The 14,112-nt window shown below is 70.8% G+C and carries 12 protein-coding genes; 3 read left to right on the top strand and 9 right to left on the bottom strand.

The window, feature by feature from the left end; genetic code table 11:
* Positions 1 to 8 precede the first annotated feature (8 nt).
* Positions 9 to 1,580, bottom strand: coding sequence for a CoA-acylating methylmalonate-semialdehyde dehydrogenase (locus ABMQ42_RS17830; protein ID WP_349724368.1), 1,572 nt, complete (start codon positions 1,578 to 1,580; stop codon positions 9 to 11).
* A 191-nt stretch (positions 1,581 to 1,771) separates the two neighbouring features.
* Between ABMQ42_RS17830 and ABMQ42_RS17825 the strand changes: the two genes are divergently transcribed.
* A complete protein-coding gene (locus tag ABMQ42_RS17825) occupies positions 1,772 to 3,373 on the top strand; it encodes a PucR family transcriptional regulator (protein WP_349724367.1) in 1,602 nt (533 codons plus the stop codon).
* A gap of 299 nt (positions 3,374 to 3,672) precedes the next feature.
* On the opposite strand, the gene ABMQ42_RS17820 is transcribed toward ABMQ42_RS17825, so the two are convergent.
* From ABMQ42_RS17820 to ABMQ42_RS17800, 5 genes are all read right to left on the bottom strand, one after another.
* Positions 3,673 to 4,020, bottom strand: a complete 348-nt coding sequence (locus ABMQ42_RS17820; RefSeq protein ID WP_349724365.1) for a cupin domain-containing protein — start codon at positions 4,018 to 4,020, stop codon at positions 3,673 to 3,675.
* The gene (locus tag ABMQ42_RS17815) at positions 4,017 to 5,453 is read right to left on the bottom strand and encodes an NAD(P)/FAD-dependent oxidoreductase (protein ID WP_349724363.1); all 1,437 of its coding nucleotides are present in this window, start codon (positions 5,451 to 5,453) and stop codon (positions 4,017 to 4,019) included. Before ABMQ42_RS17815 ends, ABMQ42_RS17820 begins: the two co-directional genes overlap by 4 nt.
* Before the next feature lie 149 nt (positions 5,454 to 5,602).
* Positions 5,603 to 6,376 (bottom strand): DNA-formamidopyrimidine glycosylase family protein, encoded by a 774-nt coding sequence (locus ABMQ42_RS17810; RefSeq protein ID WP_349724361.1) that lies wholly within the window; start codon positions 6,374 to 6,376, stop codon positions 5,603 to 5,605.
* Positions 6,369 to 7,133, bottom strand: a complete 765-nt coding sequence (locus ABMQ42_RS17805) for a class I SAM-dependent methyltransferase (protein ID WP_349724360.1) — start codon at positions 7,131 to 7,133, stop codon at positions 6,369 to 6,371. The genes ABMQ42_RS17810 and ABMQ42_RS17805 overlap by 8 nt, the downstream gene beginning before the upstream one ends.
* 150 nt (positions 7,134 to 7,283) lie before the next feature.
* Positions 7,284 to 7,496, bottom strand: a complete 213-nt coding sequence (locus ABMQ42_RS17800) for a hypothetical protein (protein ID WP_349724359.1) — start codon at positions 7,494 to 7,496, stop codon at positions 7,284 to 7,286.
* A gap of 273 nt (positions 7,497 to 7,769) precedes the next feature.
* Here ABMQ42_RS17800 and ABMQ42_RS17795 point away from each other — a divergent pair, with 273 nt between their 5' ends.
* Positions 7,770 to 8,024 (top strand): hypothetical protein, encoded by a 255-nt coding sequence (locus ABMQ42_RS17795; protein ID WP_502884764.1) that lies wholly within the window; start codon positions 7,770 to 7,772, stop codon positions 8,022 to 8,024.
* A gap of 49 nt (positions 8,025 to 8,073) precedes the next feature.
* On the opposite strand, the gene ABMQ42_RS17790 is transcribed toward ABMQ42_RS17795, so the two are convergent.
* Complete coding sequence (locus ABMQ42_RS17790; protein WP_349724355.1) at positions 8,074 to 8,607, bottom strand: AAA family ATPase; 534 nt, start codon at positions 8,605 to 8,607, stop codon at positions 8,074 to 8,076.
* Between the two features lie 106 nt (positions 8,608 to 8,713).
* On the bottom strand, positions 8,714 to 13,324 hold the full coding sequence (locus tag ABMQ42_RS17785) for an ATP-dependent helicase (protein ID WP_349724354.1): 4,611 nt from the start codon (positions 13,322 to 13,324) through the stop codon (positions 8,714 to 8,716).
* An 89-nt stretch (positions 13,325 to 13,413) separates the two neighbouring features.
* On the opposite strand from ABMQ42_RS17785, the gene ABMQ42_RS17780 reads away from it, so the two are divergent.
* Positions 13,414 to 13,824: a GreA/GreB family elongation factor gene (locus ABMQ42_RS17780; protein WP_349724352.1), complete on the top strand. Its 411-nt coding sequence runs from the start codon at positions 13,414 to 13,416 to the stop codon at positions 13,822 to 13,824.
* 10 nt (positions 13,825 to 13,834) lie between these two features.
* Here the strand turns inward: ABMQ42_RS17780 and ABMQ42_RS17775 are convergent, their stop codons facing one another.
* A complete protein-coding gene (locus ABMQ42_RS17775; RefSeq protein ID WP_349724351.1) occupies positions 13,835 to 14,017 on the bottom strand; it encodes a PspC domain-containing protein in 183 nt (60 codons plus the stop codon).
* Positions 14,018 to 14,112: the final 95 nt, after the last annotated feature.

Below are 14,112 nucleotides of genomic sequence, written 5' to 3'. Positions count from 1 at the left end.
TGCTCGTTTCAGTTGTTCTGGGGGAAGCCGAGGTTGATGCCGCTGTGAGAGGCGTCGCCGCGGGTGGCGGGGTCGATCCAGCGGGCGGTGACGGCCTTCTCGCGGGTGAAGAAGTCGAAGCCGTGGCGGCCGTAGGCCTTCGCATCGCCGAACAGGGAGTTCTTCCATCCGCCGAAGGAGTGGTAGGCGACGGGGACGGGGATGGGCACGTTGATGCCGATCATGCCCACGTGCACCTCGGACTGGAACCGGCGGGCGGCACCGCCGTCGTTGGTGAAGATCGCGGTCCCGTTACCGAACATCCCGGAGTTGATCAGCTCCACGCCCTGATCGAACGTGTCCACCCGCACGATGGAGAGCACGGGGCCGAAGATCTCCTCGGTGTAGGCGCGGGAGCTGGTCGGGATGTTATCGATCAGGGTGGGTCCGAAGAAGAACCCGTCTTCGTGCCCGTCGACGGTGAACCCGCGCCCGTCCACGACGATCTCGGCTCCGTCGGCCTCGGCGGCATCGACGTAGGAGGCGACCTTGTCGCGGTGCGCAGCCGAGATCAACGGTCCCAGGTCGGGCTCCGCGGCATCCTGCCCGTTCCCCACCCGCAGTTTCGCGATCCGCTCCGCGATCTTGCCCTGCAGCGCGTCGGCGACCCCGCCGACCGCGATCACGACCGACACGGCCATGCAGCGTTCGCCGGCCGCTCCGTACCCGGCGTTCACGGCCTGGTCGGCGACCAGGTCGAGGTCCGCGTCGGGCAGCACCAGCATGTGGTTCTTCGCCCCGCCCAGCGCCTGCACCCGCTTGCCGTGGCGGGAGGCGGTCTCGTAGATGTACTGGGCGATCGGGGTCGATCCCACGAACGACACCGACTGCACCACCGGGCTGGTCAACAGCCCGTCGACGGCCTGCTTGTCGCCCTGCAGCACGGTGAACGCCCCGTCGGGAAGCCCCGCCTCCTGCCACAGTGCCGCCATCCACAGGGCGGCGGACGGGTCCTTCTCGCTGGGCTTGAGCACGACCGCGTTGCCGGTGGCCAGTGCGATCGGGAAGAACCACAGCGGCACCATCGCCGGGAAGTTGAACGGGCTGATGATCGCCGTCACCCCCAGCGGCTGCTTGAGCGTGTACACGTCGATGCCCGTGGACGCGTTCTCACTGAACCCGCCCTGCGTCAGCGTGGGGAACCCGCACGAGAGCTCGACGACCTCCAGCCCCCGGGCGATCTCACCCATCGCATCGGACAGCACCTTGCCGTGCTCGGCCGAGATGATCGCGGCCAACTCGGCCCGCCGCGCGGAAAGCAGCTCACGGAACGCGAACAGCACCGCCTGCCGCTTGGCGATGGAGTACCCGCCCCACACCCGCTGACCGGCCGCAGCCGACGCCAGCGCCGCCGCGATCACATCGTCATCGGCCAGGGCCACCTCGGCGGTGACCTGCCCGGTCGCCGGGTTGAACACGGGGGCGGTACGCCCACCCGCCGGCGCCACCACGGCGCCGTCGATCCAATGGCCGACCACGGGCGCCCCCTCGGTCGCCTGGTCGATGAGCTCGGTCTGCGCTGTGGTCTCGACGCTGGTCATGCACGGTCCTTTCCGAAGTGTCCGGCCGCGGCATCCGGACAGATCGACCGGGCGCGGCGCTGGTGGGTCGCTCCCAGTGTCGCAGCGCGTGTGGTGCGATCGAAGAGCCGGTCCGTCGCGAACCCGGGTTCGGATCGGACGCACTGTCCGGGCTATGCTGGGGCATCCCCGCGACCCGAGGAGGGGAATCGATGCCGATACCCGCTGCGGCGCCCGAACGCCGCGACAGCGACCCGCACGCCGCGCTGCCGACCCTGCGCGAGCTGCTGCGCCTCGACGCCGTGGCCGAGGGGCGGCCCGAGGTGCTCAGCGGCGCCGAGAGCCTCGACGCGCGCGTGCGGTGGGTGCACGTCTCCGACTCGGCCGGCGTCGCCCGGCTGCTCAACGGCGGCGAGCTGCTGCTGTCGACGGGGTCGGGGTGGCCCGCCGAGCCCGACGCCCTGCGCGCGTTCATCGCCGGGCTCGTCGAGGTCGGCGTGGCCGGTCTCGTGCTCGAGCTGGGCACGCACTATCGCTGGGCGCCCGCGGTCATCGTCGAAGCGGCCCGGGCGCACGGGCTCGTGCTGGTCGTGCTGCATCGCGAGGTCAAATACGTCGCGATCACCGAGGCCGTGCACCGGCTGATCATCGACCGGCAGTGGATCGCACTGCGCGCCCGCGACGAGGTGCGCGACCGGTTCACGGCGCTCACGCTGCGCGGATCACCGGCCGACTTCGTCGTGCAGCAGCTGGCTTCGACGCTCGACGCACCGGTCGTGCTCGAGAACCTCGCGCACGAGGTGGTCGCGGCGCAGGTGCCGCCCGCGCAGGAGGAAGAGCTGTTCGCCGCCTGGGAGCGCCGCTCGCGCGCGGTGCACGACGCGGCCGGATGGCTGGTCGTGCCGGTCGAGGCGCGCGGCATCCGCTGGGGGCGGCTGATCGCGCTGCCGGGGCCCGAGCATCCCGCCGGACGCGAGGGCGTGCTGCAGCAGGGCGCGATCGCGCTCGCACTGGGGCGGCTCGCCGACGGGCCCGTCGACGAGTGGGAGCGCCAGGCGCGGCGCCGCCTGCTCGACCGGCTGCTGGCCGGCCGCTTCGCCAGCGTCTCGGGTGCGGCGGCGCGGCTGGGTGCCGCGGGCCTGCCGGTGCAGGGGCGTGTGCTGTACGGGATGGTCGTCACGCGGGCCGCGCTGGAGACGGAGGGCGTGGATGCCGCGGCCCGCGCCCTCGGCGGGCGGGCGCTGGTCGGTGCGGCCCCCGCCGGCACGCCCTGGCCCAGTGCGACGGTGCTGCTGTCGCTGCCGGAGGACGCGCCGTTCGACGACCGGGCTGCGGAGGCGTTCGCGAGCGCGGCGCTCGGGGAGGCATCCGATCGCGCGGCGATCTCGATCGGGTCGCCGGCCGCGGGGCTCGACGAGGGCCTGGTGTCGCTGCAGGAGGCCATCGACCTCTCGCACGGTGGGCTGCGCGGGGATGCTCGCGGCGCGCGGATCCGCCGCGCCGACGCGCGGCCGCTCGTGCGCCTCGTGACGAACCTGCGCGACGACCGCCGGCTGCTCGAGCACGGCGAGCGCATGCTCGCGCCGCTCATCGAGTACGACATGACGCGCGACGGCGACCTGCTCGACGTACTGGGTGCCGTGCTCGCACACCCCGCGAACCGCACGGCGGCGGCTGCGGCATCCCATCTCTCCCGGTCGGTGTTCTACCAGCGCATCGCCCTCATCGAGCGGCTGCTGGGGATGGACCTCGACGACGGCGAGAACCAGACCGCCCTGCACCTCGCGCTGCTCGTGCGCCGCAGCGCGCCGTAGCCCCGCGCGACCTCGCGAAGATGCGTGCGACCTCGCGAGGTCGCACCGGATTTCGCGAGGTCGCACGGGATGTCGCGAGGTCGCGCGGGATCTCGCGAGGTCGCACCGGATGTCGCGAGGTCGCACCGGATGTCGCGAGGTCGCACCGGATGTCGCGAGGTCGCGCGGGATCTCGCGAGGTCGCACCGGATGTCGCGAGGTCGCGCGGGATCTCGCGAGAACACATGCGACCTCGGCGCGGGGGAGCCCGGCGGCAGCGAGCCCGGCGGGGCAGCGAGCGCCAGCGACCGGCGGCGGCCCTACGCCACGTACACCTTGCGCAGCGTCTCGCGGATCGCCCAGACCGTCTGCATCCCCTCGGTCAGCCGCACGATCACCCCGGGCCGCAGCTCGACCGGCGGCAGCGCCGGCTCGGTGAACTCGAGCGTGCCCGAGCCGGCCACGACCACGAACACCTCGTCGGCTTCGACGTCGGTCGAGACACCCGGCGTGTGCTCCCACACTCCGATCGTGCGCTCGCCGGTCTCGTCGAGGTCGATGTACCCCGTCCGCGGCGAACCCGCGTGCACCTGCGACGCGTCGACCGCGTCGGAAGGAAGGACGAGGGATGCCGCGACAACGGCGGCTCCGGCATCCATTCTGCTCATGAGTCGAACCCTAGTCCCAGGGCGTCGAGGGTCTTCAGCAACAGGTTGCGCTTGCCCAGGTTGTGGTCGGCGCGGTCCATCGACCAGCGGGTGGCGTTGATGCCGATCGCGGCGGCCGGCTCGGGCGGGAACGGCACCGGGCGCTTGCGCACCATCTCGAGCGCGGTGCGCTCGTTCTTCTCGCCCGCGAGCAGGTCGAGCATGACGTCGGCGGCGAAGCGGGTCGATCCGACGCCCAGGCCTGTGAAGCCGGCGGCATAGGCGACGCGGCGCTTGCGAGCCGTGCCGAAGAACGCCGTGAACTGCGTGCTCGAGTCGATCGCACCGGCCCAACGATGGGTGAACCGCAGCGCCTCGAGCTGCGGGAACGTCGTGAAGAAGTGGCTCGCGAGCATCTCGTGCGAGGTCATCCGGTCTTCATACTCGGCGCGCACCTTGCGGCCGAAGTGGTAGACGGCGTCGTATCCGCCGAACAGGATGCGGTTGTCGCGCGTGAGCCGGTAGTAGTGGAACTGGTTGGCCATGTCGCCGATGCCCTGCCGGTTCTTCCAGCCGATCGAGGCCATCTGCTCGGCCGACAGCGGCTCGGTCATGAGCACGTAGTCGTACACCGGCACGGTCATCAGCGTGTTGCGCTTGAGCAGCGACGGGAACACGTTCGTCGCCAGCACCGCCTGCTTCGCCTTCACACGACCCCGCTCGGTGACCACGGTCACGTCGTGGTCGGTGGTCTGCAGGTCGGTCACCCGGCTGCGCTCGAAGATCTCGACGCCGCGCGCTTCGACCACGCGCGCCAGCTCTGCGGCGAGGCGGGCGGGATGCAGCATCCCGCACTCTTTCGTCTCCCACATGCCGGCGAGATAGGTCGGCGAGGCGACCTCGGCGCGCACGGCCGCCTGATCGAGGTACACGACGTCTTCGTCGTCGGCGGTCTCGTCGCGCCAGTCGCGCAGCCACTGCAGCTGATGAGGCTCGACGGCGGGGGCGAGCTGCCCGGTGCGCTCGAAGTGGAAGTCCATGCCGTATGTGGCCTCGGATGCCTCGATCGCGTCGAGGTTCTCCCTCCCCAACCGCTCGAGCGTGGGCATCTCGTCGGGCCAGCGCGCCAGCCCGTTCTCGCGGCCATGGGTGAGGCTCGATTCGCAGAACCCGCCGTTTCGGCCGGATGCCGCCCAGCCCACCCGCTGCGCCTCGAGGAGCACGATACGCGCGCCCGGCATGCGCTCACTGGCTTCGAGAGCCGTCCACAGTCCGGTGTATCCGCCGCCGACGATGACGAGGTCGGCGACGTGTGCGGCGCGCAGCGCGGGCCGGTCGGGCAGCAGGTCTGCGGGCAGGTCGTCGCGCCAGAACACCGACAGTTCGGTGTCGGCCAACGAGTGGGCGACGATGGATGCCGCGGGCCGTGCCCGCTCGAAGACCGTGGTTCCCACGGGTATCACTCCCTGTTCGGTGGCGCACGCCACCCCTGGTTCGATTCAATCCTGCGGGCGGGGCGGGTGCAATCGGCGCGGCGCGGGAACGGACGGATCCGCCGGGGCTCGCGGGCGGCCGCACAGACTGTCCGGGGTGGTGTCGTGGATCAGCGCTGGCAGTTCGGGCACCAGAAGACGATGCGCTCCTGCGTCGGGTCGGCGCCCAGGTCGGTGCGCTCGATGAGCGTGCCGCACCGCCGGCAGGGCTGGTGCTCGCGCCGATAGACCCAGCGATCGCGGCCGCGATGCGCATCGCCGGTGAAAGTGCGGACAGGCCGGTCGCGGTTCGCGCGCAGCATCCTCGCCGCCGTCTCGACGAGTGCGGCGGTGTCGACCTCGTTCGCGTTCTTCTGAGGGTGGATGCCGCGGACGAAGAGCACCTCGTTCGCGTATTCGTTGCCCAGCCCGGCGAGATTGCGCTGATCGAGCAGCGCCACGTGGATCGGGCGGGTGTCGGTCGCGAGGTTCTCCGCGGCTCGTGCCGGGTCCCAGTCGGGCTGCAGCGGATCGGGTCCGAGATGCCCGACGAGGGTGTGCTCGCCGCGGGTGGGGACGACCTGCACCTGCGCGATGTCGAACCCGACGGCCTCGAAGTCTGCCGTCTGAAGGATCGCTCGCGCGGTGTGGGCGGGGCGCCGCCAGCGGGCGCCGGCGGGGTGCACGTCCCACACGCCCTCCATCTTGAGGTGCGAGTGCAGGGTGAACTCGCCGGCCCGCAGCAGCAGGTGCTTGCCGCGGGGGACGACCTCGCGGACGGTCTGTCCGGTGAGGTCGAGCGTCGCCTGCCGTGGCACGCGCAGTTCGAAGCGCGTGAGCGTCTTGCCCGCGAGCGCCTCGTGAAGCCGCCGCGCGGTCTGCCAGACGGTGTCGCCCTCAGGCACGGGGTTTCCGCTCGGTCGGTGCGACCCACGACGCGGTGTACCGCCAGAACAGGCGGCGACGCATGCGGACACCTGGAAGCACTTCGCGCGCAACGTCCCGGATCTCGTCGAACGATTCTGCGGGATCGGCCGTCGGCGCCTGCATGTTCTGCGGGCGCGCGTCGGCGCGTCGCCGATGTCGGAGAAGACCCATGACGGGGTTCAGCGCGAGCGATACCAGGGAACGCCATCTGTCAGACGGCGCCTCTCGTGCGAGGCCGACGATCACGATGCGCCCGCGCGGGCGCAGCGCTGTTCGCGCTTCATGGAGAGTCGCGTGCAACGGCATGTGATGGAGCGAGGCGACGAACACGATCAGGTCGTACTGCCGTGGTGCTTCGTCGGCGAACGGCCGCTGATCGATGTGTACGGCGCTCGACGAGCGGAAGCGTTCTGAGGCGATCGCCGCCACCTCGCGATCGGGCTCGATCCCGACCACGACAGGGAGGAAGGCCGACAGCCGACCCACGAGGTTGCCCGTGCCGCACCCGACGTCGGCGGCCCTCGTTCCGCCAGCCCTTCGCACCGCGCGAGCGTGCCTGAGCACGAACGCCGCGAACGCGTCATTGTGCGACCACGGATGGGCGGCGTTGAAGCGGCCGAGCGCGGCGAGGAGCGCGATCGTTGGGCGCCGAGGCGGTCGCGCGGCGGGCTCAGAGGTAGTTCGGGTCACGGAGGCTTCGCGCGTGCTTCGCGAATCACTCGCTTCAGGCCGCATAGATATCCCGCGCGTCGCTGAGTGCTGATGCCCTGAAGAAGGGGGTCTGCACCGCGCGTTCCATCACGAGATCGACCGGTGATTCGCTCCGGTTGGGCTTTGAGATCGGATGTCTTCCATTGCGTCTCGGCTCACGGTCGCTCGCGAGGCTCACTCTGCGCATTCAATGCCGTGTTTGGTTGCTTCGTGTAGCTCCGGCGTGAACCGGTGCGCGGTGATTCGAGCGACAAGGCGGCGCCGGGATTCGATGCCGAGCGCGATGTCCGGTGGGAGGTCAGCGGTGGTGCGATCGCTGACCGAGCCCATGAGTTCTTTGAGTTGACGCAGCTTGGTGGCGTCGGCCGTTACTTTCGTCGTTCCCATTGCGGTCCCATCCCTATGCCGATCGTACGGTGGCTCAGCTCTGTGCGGAACAGCTCACGCTCGGCCGGAGGCATCTGCGAGAGTTGCAGGGTGACCGGTTTTCATCATGCCCGATCACTACGCGGGCTGGCTGGAGAACTCGGCGGGATTCAAGGTCGAGATTATCGGCGACAAGGTCGCATAGAAGCGCACATACGTCGGAGGGGAGACTGAGCTGTGCCTCAACGGCCTGAGATTGTCTGCATCTGTGGCTCCGCCCGGTTCATCGAGGAGATGCGTGAGATCAACCGCCAGTTGACGCTTGCGGGGGTCATTGTTGTCGCGCCCACCGAAGTGTCCGACGACATCACGGCCGAGCAGAGAGCTCTGCTCGGTGAGTTGCACTTGCGAAAGATCGATCTGGCCGACCGCGTCGTAGTCGTCAACACGGGCGGGTACATCGGCGACTCGACGAGCAGGGAAATCGGGTACGCCCGAGCCGCGGGCAAGCCTGTCGCTTTCACGGGCCCGTCGTACGGCCAGCCCTAGGGCGCGTCTCCCATTCGGGGGATGGGGCGTTGGAGTCTGGCGGTGAGGCTCAGTCGACGATCGTGGTGAGGATCTCCTGCGCGACGTTCGCAACGGGCTTGTCGGTCGTGTCGATCCGTAGATCGTTGATGAAGCCCGCTCGATCGAGGATGTCCGCCAGTTCGGGGTGACGCTGGGCGTGCCAGCGCAGCGCGGTCTCGTCGTCGTCGTGCCGTCTCGTCAGCCGGGAAAGGACCGCGTCTGGTGATGCGGTCAGGCGAACGTGCAACATGCTCCTCGCGGCCAGTGCTGCAGCCGCGCGTTCGAGTTCATCTTCGGATTCGACGACGTGTGCGACCACGATCAGCCGTGCTCCTGCGCGGCGAAAGTTCGCGGTGATCGCCTGCATGTTCTCCATTGCCAGCGTGGACTGAAACGGGTCGCCGGCCGGTGAGGGCCACGATCGGCGTAGCCAGTCCACGTCGATCACCGCTCCGGGGATGCCGCGCTGCCTGACCATGCCGCCGAGCATCTCGGCAGTGGTCGTCTTGCCCGTGCCGACGCTGCCGTTGATCAGCACGGTGTCGAACGTCGCTCTGGCCATTGCTCCACGGTATCGTGCGTCAGCGCGCGCGGTTCGAGACCCGAGCCCAGGAGAGGATTGCGCAGAAGGTCACGCCGGCCCGGATGCTCTCGACCACACGGCGGTGTCAGCCGCGCGGCGCCTTGCGCAGCGTCAGCCCGCGCGTCGACTCGACGAAGCCGGCCTGGCGCAGCGCGCGGCCGACGGCCGTGCCGTAGACGATCTCGCCGTTGACCTGCTCGATCGTCAGGGTCTCGAGGCGCCGCGTCTTCGCGGTCTCGGCGAGGCTGCGGCATCCCGCCGCCAGCGTCTCGTCGTCGCTCGAGAACGCGAGCGCGGTCTTGCCCCCGCGCTCGAGATACAGCACGAGCGCGCCGTCGACCAGCACGACCACCGCGCCCGCCTTGCGCCCGGGCCGGTGCGCCGATCCCTCGAGCGCCGGCCAGGCCAGCGCCGCGCCGTACGGGTTGGCCGGGTCGGTGGCGGCGAGCGTGATGCCCGCGCGCGGCGGCGGATCGGCGAGTCCCGAGAACTCGCGCAACCGGTCGATGGTGGTGGATGCCGCGAACTGCGCCGCCCCCAGCTTCTCGATCACGTACCCACGGCGGCAGTGCCCGGCCTCTTCGAAACCGGCGAGCGTGCGGTAGACCTGCGCGAACCCGCCGGGTACCTGCTCGGCCTGCACGGATCCGCGTGTGACGACGCCGTAGCGGTCGAGCAGCAGGCTGCCGGTCGCCGTCGCCCGCACAGCCGGGTCGCCTTCGGGCTCGGGCAGCAGTGACCACCGCCCGCCCAGCGTCGGCGGACGCGGGGGTGAGCTCGGCCGCGGCAGTGACATGCCCCGGTACAGCCGCGCCCGCGGTGTGCGTCGCGCGGCCTTGTGCGCCTGTGACCCGCCCGAGGTCAGAGCCCGCAGCGGCGCGAACGTGTCGTTCGTCACTCGGCCGGACCAGGTCAGCGACCACAGGGCGTCGATCACGTCCTGCTCGGACTCGGCGTCGGCCAGCGTCTTCAGCTGCCCGGTGAAGTACGCGCCGCCCGCGCCGAGGATGTTGATGAGCCGCTCCTCGAGCGACCCCGGCGTGATCTCGCCCTCCGGCTCGGGGAGCGTCAGCGGCGCATCGCCCGCGGGGTGCAGCGCGACCCAGCCGTCGCGGCCCGGCAGCGTCCCGTGCCCCGACCAGATGACCTCACCGGTGGCGGTCAGCTCGTCGAGCATGCCCGACGAGTAATCCTTCACCCGCGAGGGGAGGATGAGCGACTCCCACGCGCTCGCCGGAATCGGCACGCCCGCGAGCTGCTCGATGACCGCGGCCACCCCGTCGATGCCCTCGAGCGGGCGGGTCAGATGCTGCCAGGCCGGCAGGAACCGCGCGAACGCCTGCGGCGAGACCGGCTCGACGCTGCCGCGGATCGCCGCGAGACTGCGCATGCGCAGCCGGCGCAGCACCTCGGTGTCGCACCACTCGGTCTCGTCGGTGGCGGTCGTCTCGGGTAGGAAGAAGCCGCTCGTCACCCGGCCCGCAGCCTCGAGGCGCTGCAGAGTGAGCCGCGCGACGGCGATGCCGACGCCCAGCCGATCGGCGACCGACTCGGCGCGGAACGGTCCGTGCGTGCGCGCGAACCGCGCCACCAGGTCGCCGAGGGGATCGGCGACCGGTTCGAGGAAGGCGGTCGGGATGCCGACCGGCAGCGCCGCACCGAGCGCATCGCGCAGGCGGCCGGCATCTTCGATCGCCGCGGCGCGCGGCGCGCCCCCGATCGTCACGGGGATCGCGCGGTGCGTCGCGATCAGGGTGTCGAGGTGGGCGGTGGCGTCGGCCGGGGCATCCAGCCGCGCGGCGACTTCCGCGGCATCCAACGGTCCCAGCAGCCGTAGCAGGTCGGCCACACCCTCGACACCGCGCACATGCCGCTCGGGGTCGAGGCGCTGCGCCTCGCGCTCGAACTGCGCGATGATCTCGGGGTCGAGCAGCTCGCGCATCTCGACCTTGCCGAGCAGCTCACTCAGCAGCGCGGGGTCGACCGACAGCGCCGCAGCCCGGCGCTCGGCGAGGGGCGAGTCGCCCTCGTACATGAACGCACCGACATATCCGAACAGCAGGTCGCGCGCGTAGGGTGACGGCTGGTTCGTCGTGACCTCGACGAGGCGGATGCGGCGCTCGCCGATGCCGCGGATCACGCGCAGCAGGGCCGGCAGATCGTAGACGTCTTGCAGTACCTCGCGCAGGGTCTCGAGGATGATCGGGAACGTCGGGTACCGGCGTGCCACCTCGAGCAGCTGCGACGCCCGCTGCCGCTGCTGCCACAGCGGGCTGCGGCGCCCGGGGTTCAGCCGCGGCATGAGCAGGGCGCGCGCCGCGCATTCGCGGAACCGCGAGGCGAACAGGGCCGATCCGCCGACCTCTTCGGTGACCATCTGGTCGATCTCGTCGGGTTCGAAGACGAACAGTTCCGCGCCCGGCGGGTCGGCCGTGGCATCCGGAATCCGCGCGATGATGCCGTCATCGCTGGCCACCGCCGATCCGTCGACGCCGAGCCGCTCGCGGATGCGCGCGTTCACCGCCAGCGCCCACGGCGCGTGCACTTGCATGCCGTACGGGGAATGAAGGATGACACGCCAGTCGCCGACCTCGTCGCGGCTGCGTTCGACGGTCAGTGTCTTGTCGGTGGGGAGGGTGCCGGTCGACTCGCGCTGCTCGGCCAGATAGCGCAGCAGGTTGGTGATCGCATTGGCGTCGAGGCCGGACTCCGCCAGCCGCATCTCGGATCTCTCGCGCGGCGCGGTGGCCAGCTCGCGGGCGAACTTCCCCAGCGCCTCGCCCAGCTCGGCGGGGCGCCCGATGCCGTCGCCGTGCCAGAACGGCACCTTGCCCGGCTGCCCGAACGCCGGGACGACGTTGACCCGGTCGTGCGTGATCTCGACGATGCGCCAGCTCGTCGTGCCGAGCGTGAACACGTCGTTGACGCGCGATTCGTAGACCATCTCCTCGTCGAGCTCGCCCACGCGGGCACCGACCTTCTCGCCGGCGACGAAGACGCCGAACAGCCCGCGGTCGGGGATCGTGCCGCCGCTCGTGACGGCGATGCGCTGCGCTCCGGGCCGACCGGTGAGCGTGCCGTGATCGCGATCCCAGACCACGCGCGGGCGCAGCTCGGCGAACTCGTCGGAGGGGAAGCGCCCCGCCAGCAGGTCGAGCGTCGCCTCGTACGCCGAGCGTGGCAGCGTGCGGAACGGCGCGCTGCGCTTGACCGTCTCGTACCAGCCCTCGACGTCGACCGGGCCGGTCGCACAGGCGGCGACCGTCTGCTGGGCGAGGATGTCGAGCGGATTGCCCGGCACCGCGATCGCCTCGATCTGCCCGGCGAGCATGCGCTCGGTCACGACCGCGGTGTGCAGCACGTCGCTGCGGTGCTTGGGAAAGAGGTCGGCGCGACTGATCTCGCCGACCTGGTGCCCGGCGCGTCCGATGCGCTGCAGGCCGGATGCCGCGGATGGCGGCGCCTCGATCTGGATGACCAGGTCGACCGCGCCCATGTCGATGCCGAGCTCGAGGCTGCTGGTCGCCACGACGCAGCGCAGCACGCCCGACTTCAGCTCGTCTTCGACCTGGGCGCGCTGCTCCTTCGACACCGAGCCGTGGTGGGCCTTCGCCAATATGGGCGCCACGCCCGCGGTCGAGCCCGCCTGGGCCATCATCGCCGCAGGCACAGCAGGCTCGGGGATCTCGGCCCCGATGCGCTCGGCATAGATCTCGTTGAGCCGGCCGGTGAGGCGCTCGGCCAGCCGGCGCGAGTTCGAGAACACGATGGTCGACCGGTTCTCGAGCACGCGGTCGACGATCGCCTCTTCGACGTGCGGCCAGATCGAGCCGGTCACCTCGGTGTTCTCGGCAGGTCCGTCGGGGGTGAACCAGTCGTCGTCGACGGCGGTCGCGGCATCCACCGGCACCACCGGAGGGGGATTCTGCATGTCGTCGACGGGGACCACCACGTGCAGCTCGAACGTCTTCGACGCCCGCGGTGCGACGATCTCGACCGGTGCCGCACCGCCCAGGAACCGCGCCACCTCGTCGATCGGCCGCACCGTCGCCGACAGGCCGATGCGCTGCGCCGGCTTCTCCAGCAGGTCGTCGAGGCGCTCGAGGCTCACGGCCAGATGCGCGCCGCGCTTGGTCGCCGCGACCGCGTGCACCTCGTCGACGATGACCGTGTCGACGCCGCGCAGAGTCTCGGCGGCCTGGCTCGTGAGCATGAGATAGAGCGACTCGGGCGTCGTGATGAGGATGTCGGGCGGTGCGGTCAGCAGTTTTCGGCGGTCGGATGCCGGGGTGTCACCGCTGCGCACTCCCACGGTGATCTCGGGCCCGGGCACGCCCAGCCGCCGCGCGGCCTGGGCGATGCCCACCAGGGGCGAGCGCAGGTTGCGCTCGACGTCGACGCCGAGCGCCTTCAGGGGGGAGATGTAGAGGATGCGCGTGCGTTGCGTCTTCGGTCGGGGTGGGGCCACGGCATCCTGATCATGGAACACCCGGTCGATCGCCCACAGGAACGCGGCCAGCGTCTTGCCCGACCCGGTGGGCGCCACCACGAGGGCGTGCTTGCCGCCGGCGACGGCCTCCCACGCCCCGCGCTGGGCATCGGTCGGCGCGCTGAAGGCCGCGCGGAACCACTCCCGGGTCGCAGCGCCGAAGCGGCTCAGCACACGCTGCGCTGAGCTTGCCGAAGTGTCACTCATCCTCTCCATTCTGACCTCGGGGTCAGACATCCGGGATAAGCTGGTCTTTCTTTGCCACCTATGAAGAGTCAGTGGGAAGGGAGCCGATCATGACCGATGTCACCGCTACTCACACCGTTTGGATGACCCCTGCCGCACTCGCGGCCCTGCACGCCGAGCTCGAGCAGCTCACCGCAGCCGGCGATGAGGCCGCGCAGCCGCGGGTGCTCGAGCTGCGAGACCTGATCCGCCGCGCCGAGGTGGGCACCAAGCCCGACGACGGCGTCGTCGAGGCCGGCATGCGGATCACCGTGAAGTTCCACAGCGACGACTCCGTCGAGACGTTCCTGCTCGGCAGCCGCGACCTCGTGCAGGCCGGCGCCGACATCGACGTGTACTCGCCGAGCTCGCCGCTGGGATCGGCGATCGACGGTCGCCGCGTGGGCGACGAAGTCAGCTACGCCGCGCCCAGCGGCGCACAGCTCACCGTCACGATCATCGCGGCCACGCCGTTCGCCTGACCGCTGCGCGTCAGCGCTCGGTCGGCATGACGATCCAGAGCAGCACGTAGGCCCACAGCGACAGGCCGAACACGGCGACCAGCACCACGGCGATGACGCGCATCGCCAACGGGCTGATGCCGAAGCGGCGGGCGAGTCCGGCGCAGACACCGGCGATCATGCGCCCCCGACGGGGCCGGACGAGCGTGTTCATGCACCCATCCTCTCGCGAAGGGTGCTCATGCGCTGGGCGTGAGCGGGGGGGGTGGATGCCGCGGCCCGCGGCATCCACCCCTCACAGGCTTCGGA

This window comes from Microbacterium sp. KR10-403 (genome assembly GCF_040196215.1).
Classification (GTDB): domain Bacteria; phylum Actinomycetota; class Actinomycetes; order Actinomycetales; family Microbacteriaceae; genus Microbacterium.
Note: the sequence above shows the minus strand (reverse complement) of the source record. Positions and strands in the feature narration are given on the sequence as shown.

Bases quoted from the DNA above. Each gene is read 5' to 3' on its own strand.
- ABMQ42_RS17795 (WP_502884764.1), top strand. From the start codon at position 7,770: ATGCGTGAGATCAACCGCCAGTTGACGCTTGCGGGGGTCATTGTTGTC.
- ABMQ42_RS17805 (WP_349724360.1), bottom strand. From the start codon at position 7,133: ATGCGGCCTGAAGCGAGTGATTCGCGAAGCACGCGCGAAGCCTCCGTG.
- ABMQ42_RS17775 (WP_349724351.1), bottom strand. From the start codon at position 14,017: ATGAACACGCTCGTCCGGCCCCGTCGGGGGCGCATGATCGCCGGTGTC.
- ABMQ42_RS17830 (WP_349724368.1), bottom strand. From the start codon at position 1,580: ATGACCAGCGTCGAGACCACAGCGCAGACCGAGCTCATCGACCAGGCG.
- ABMQ42_RS17785 (WP_349724354.1), bottom strand. From the start codon at position 13,324: ATGAGTGACACTTCGGCAAGCTCAGCGCAGCGTGTGCTGAGCCGCTTC.
- ABMQ42_RS17825 (WP_349724367.1), top strand. From the start codon at position 1,772: ATGCCGATACCCGCTGCGGCGCCCGAACGCCGCGACAGCGACCCGCAC.
- ABMQ42_RS17790 (WP_349724355.1), bottom strand. From the start codon at position 8,607: ATGGCCAGAGCGACGTTCGACACCGTGCTGATCAACGGCAGCGTCGGC.
- ABMQ42_RS17780 (WP_349724352.1), top strand. From the start codon at position 13,414: ATGACCGATGTCACCGCTACTCACACCGTTTGGATGACCCCTGCCGCA.
- ABMQ42_RS17820 (WP_349724365.1), bottom strand. From the start codon at position 4,020: ATGAGCAGAATGGATGCCGGAGCCGCCGTTGTCGCGGCATCCCTCGTC.
- ABMQ42_RS17800 (WP_349724359.1), bottom strand. From the start codon at position 7,496: ATGGGAACGACGAAAGTAACGGCCGACGCCACCAAGCTGCGTCAACTC.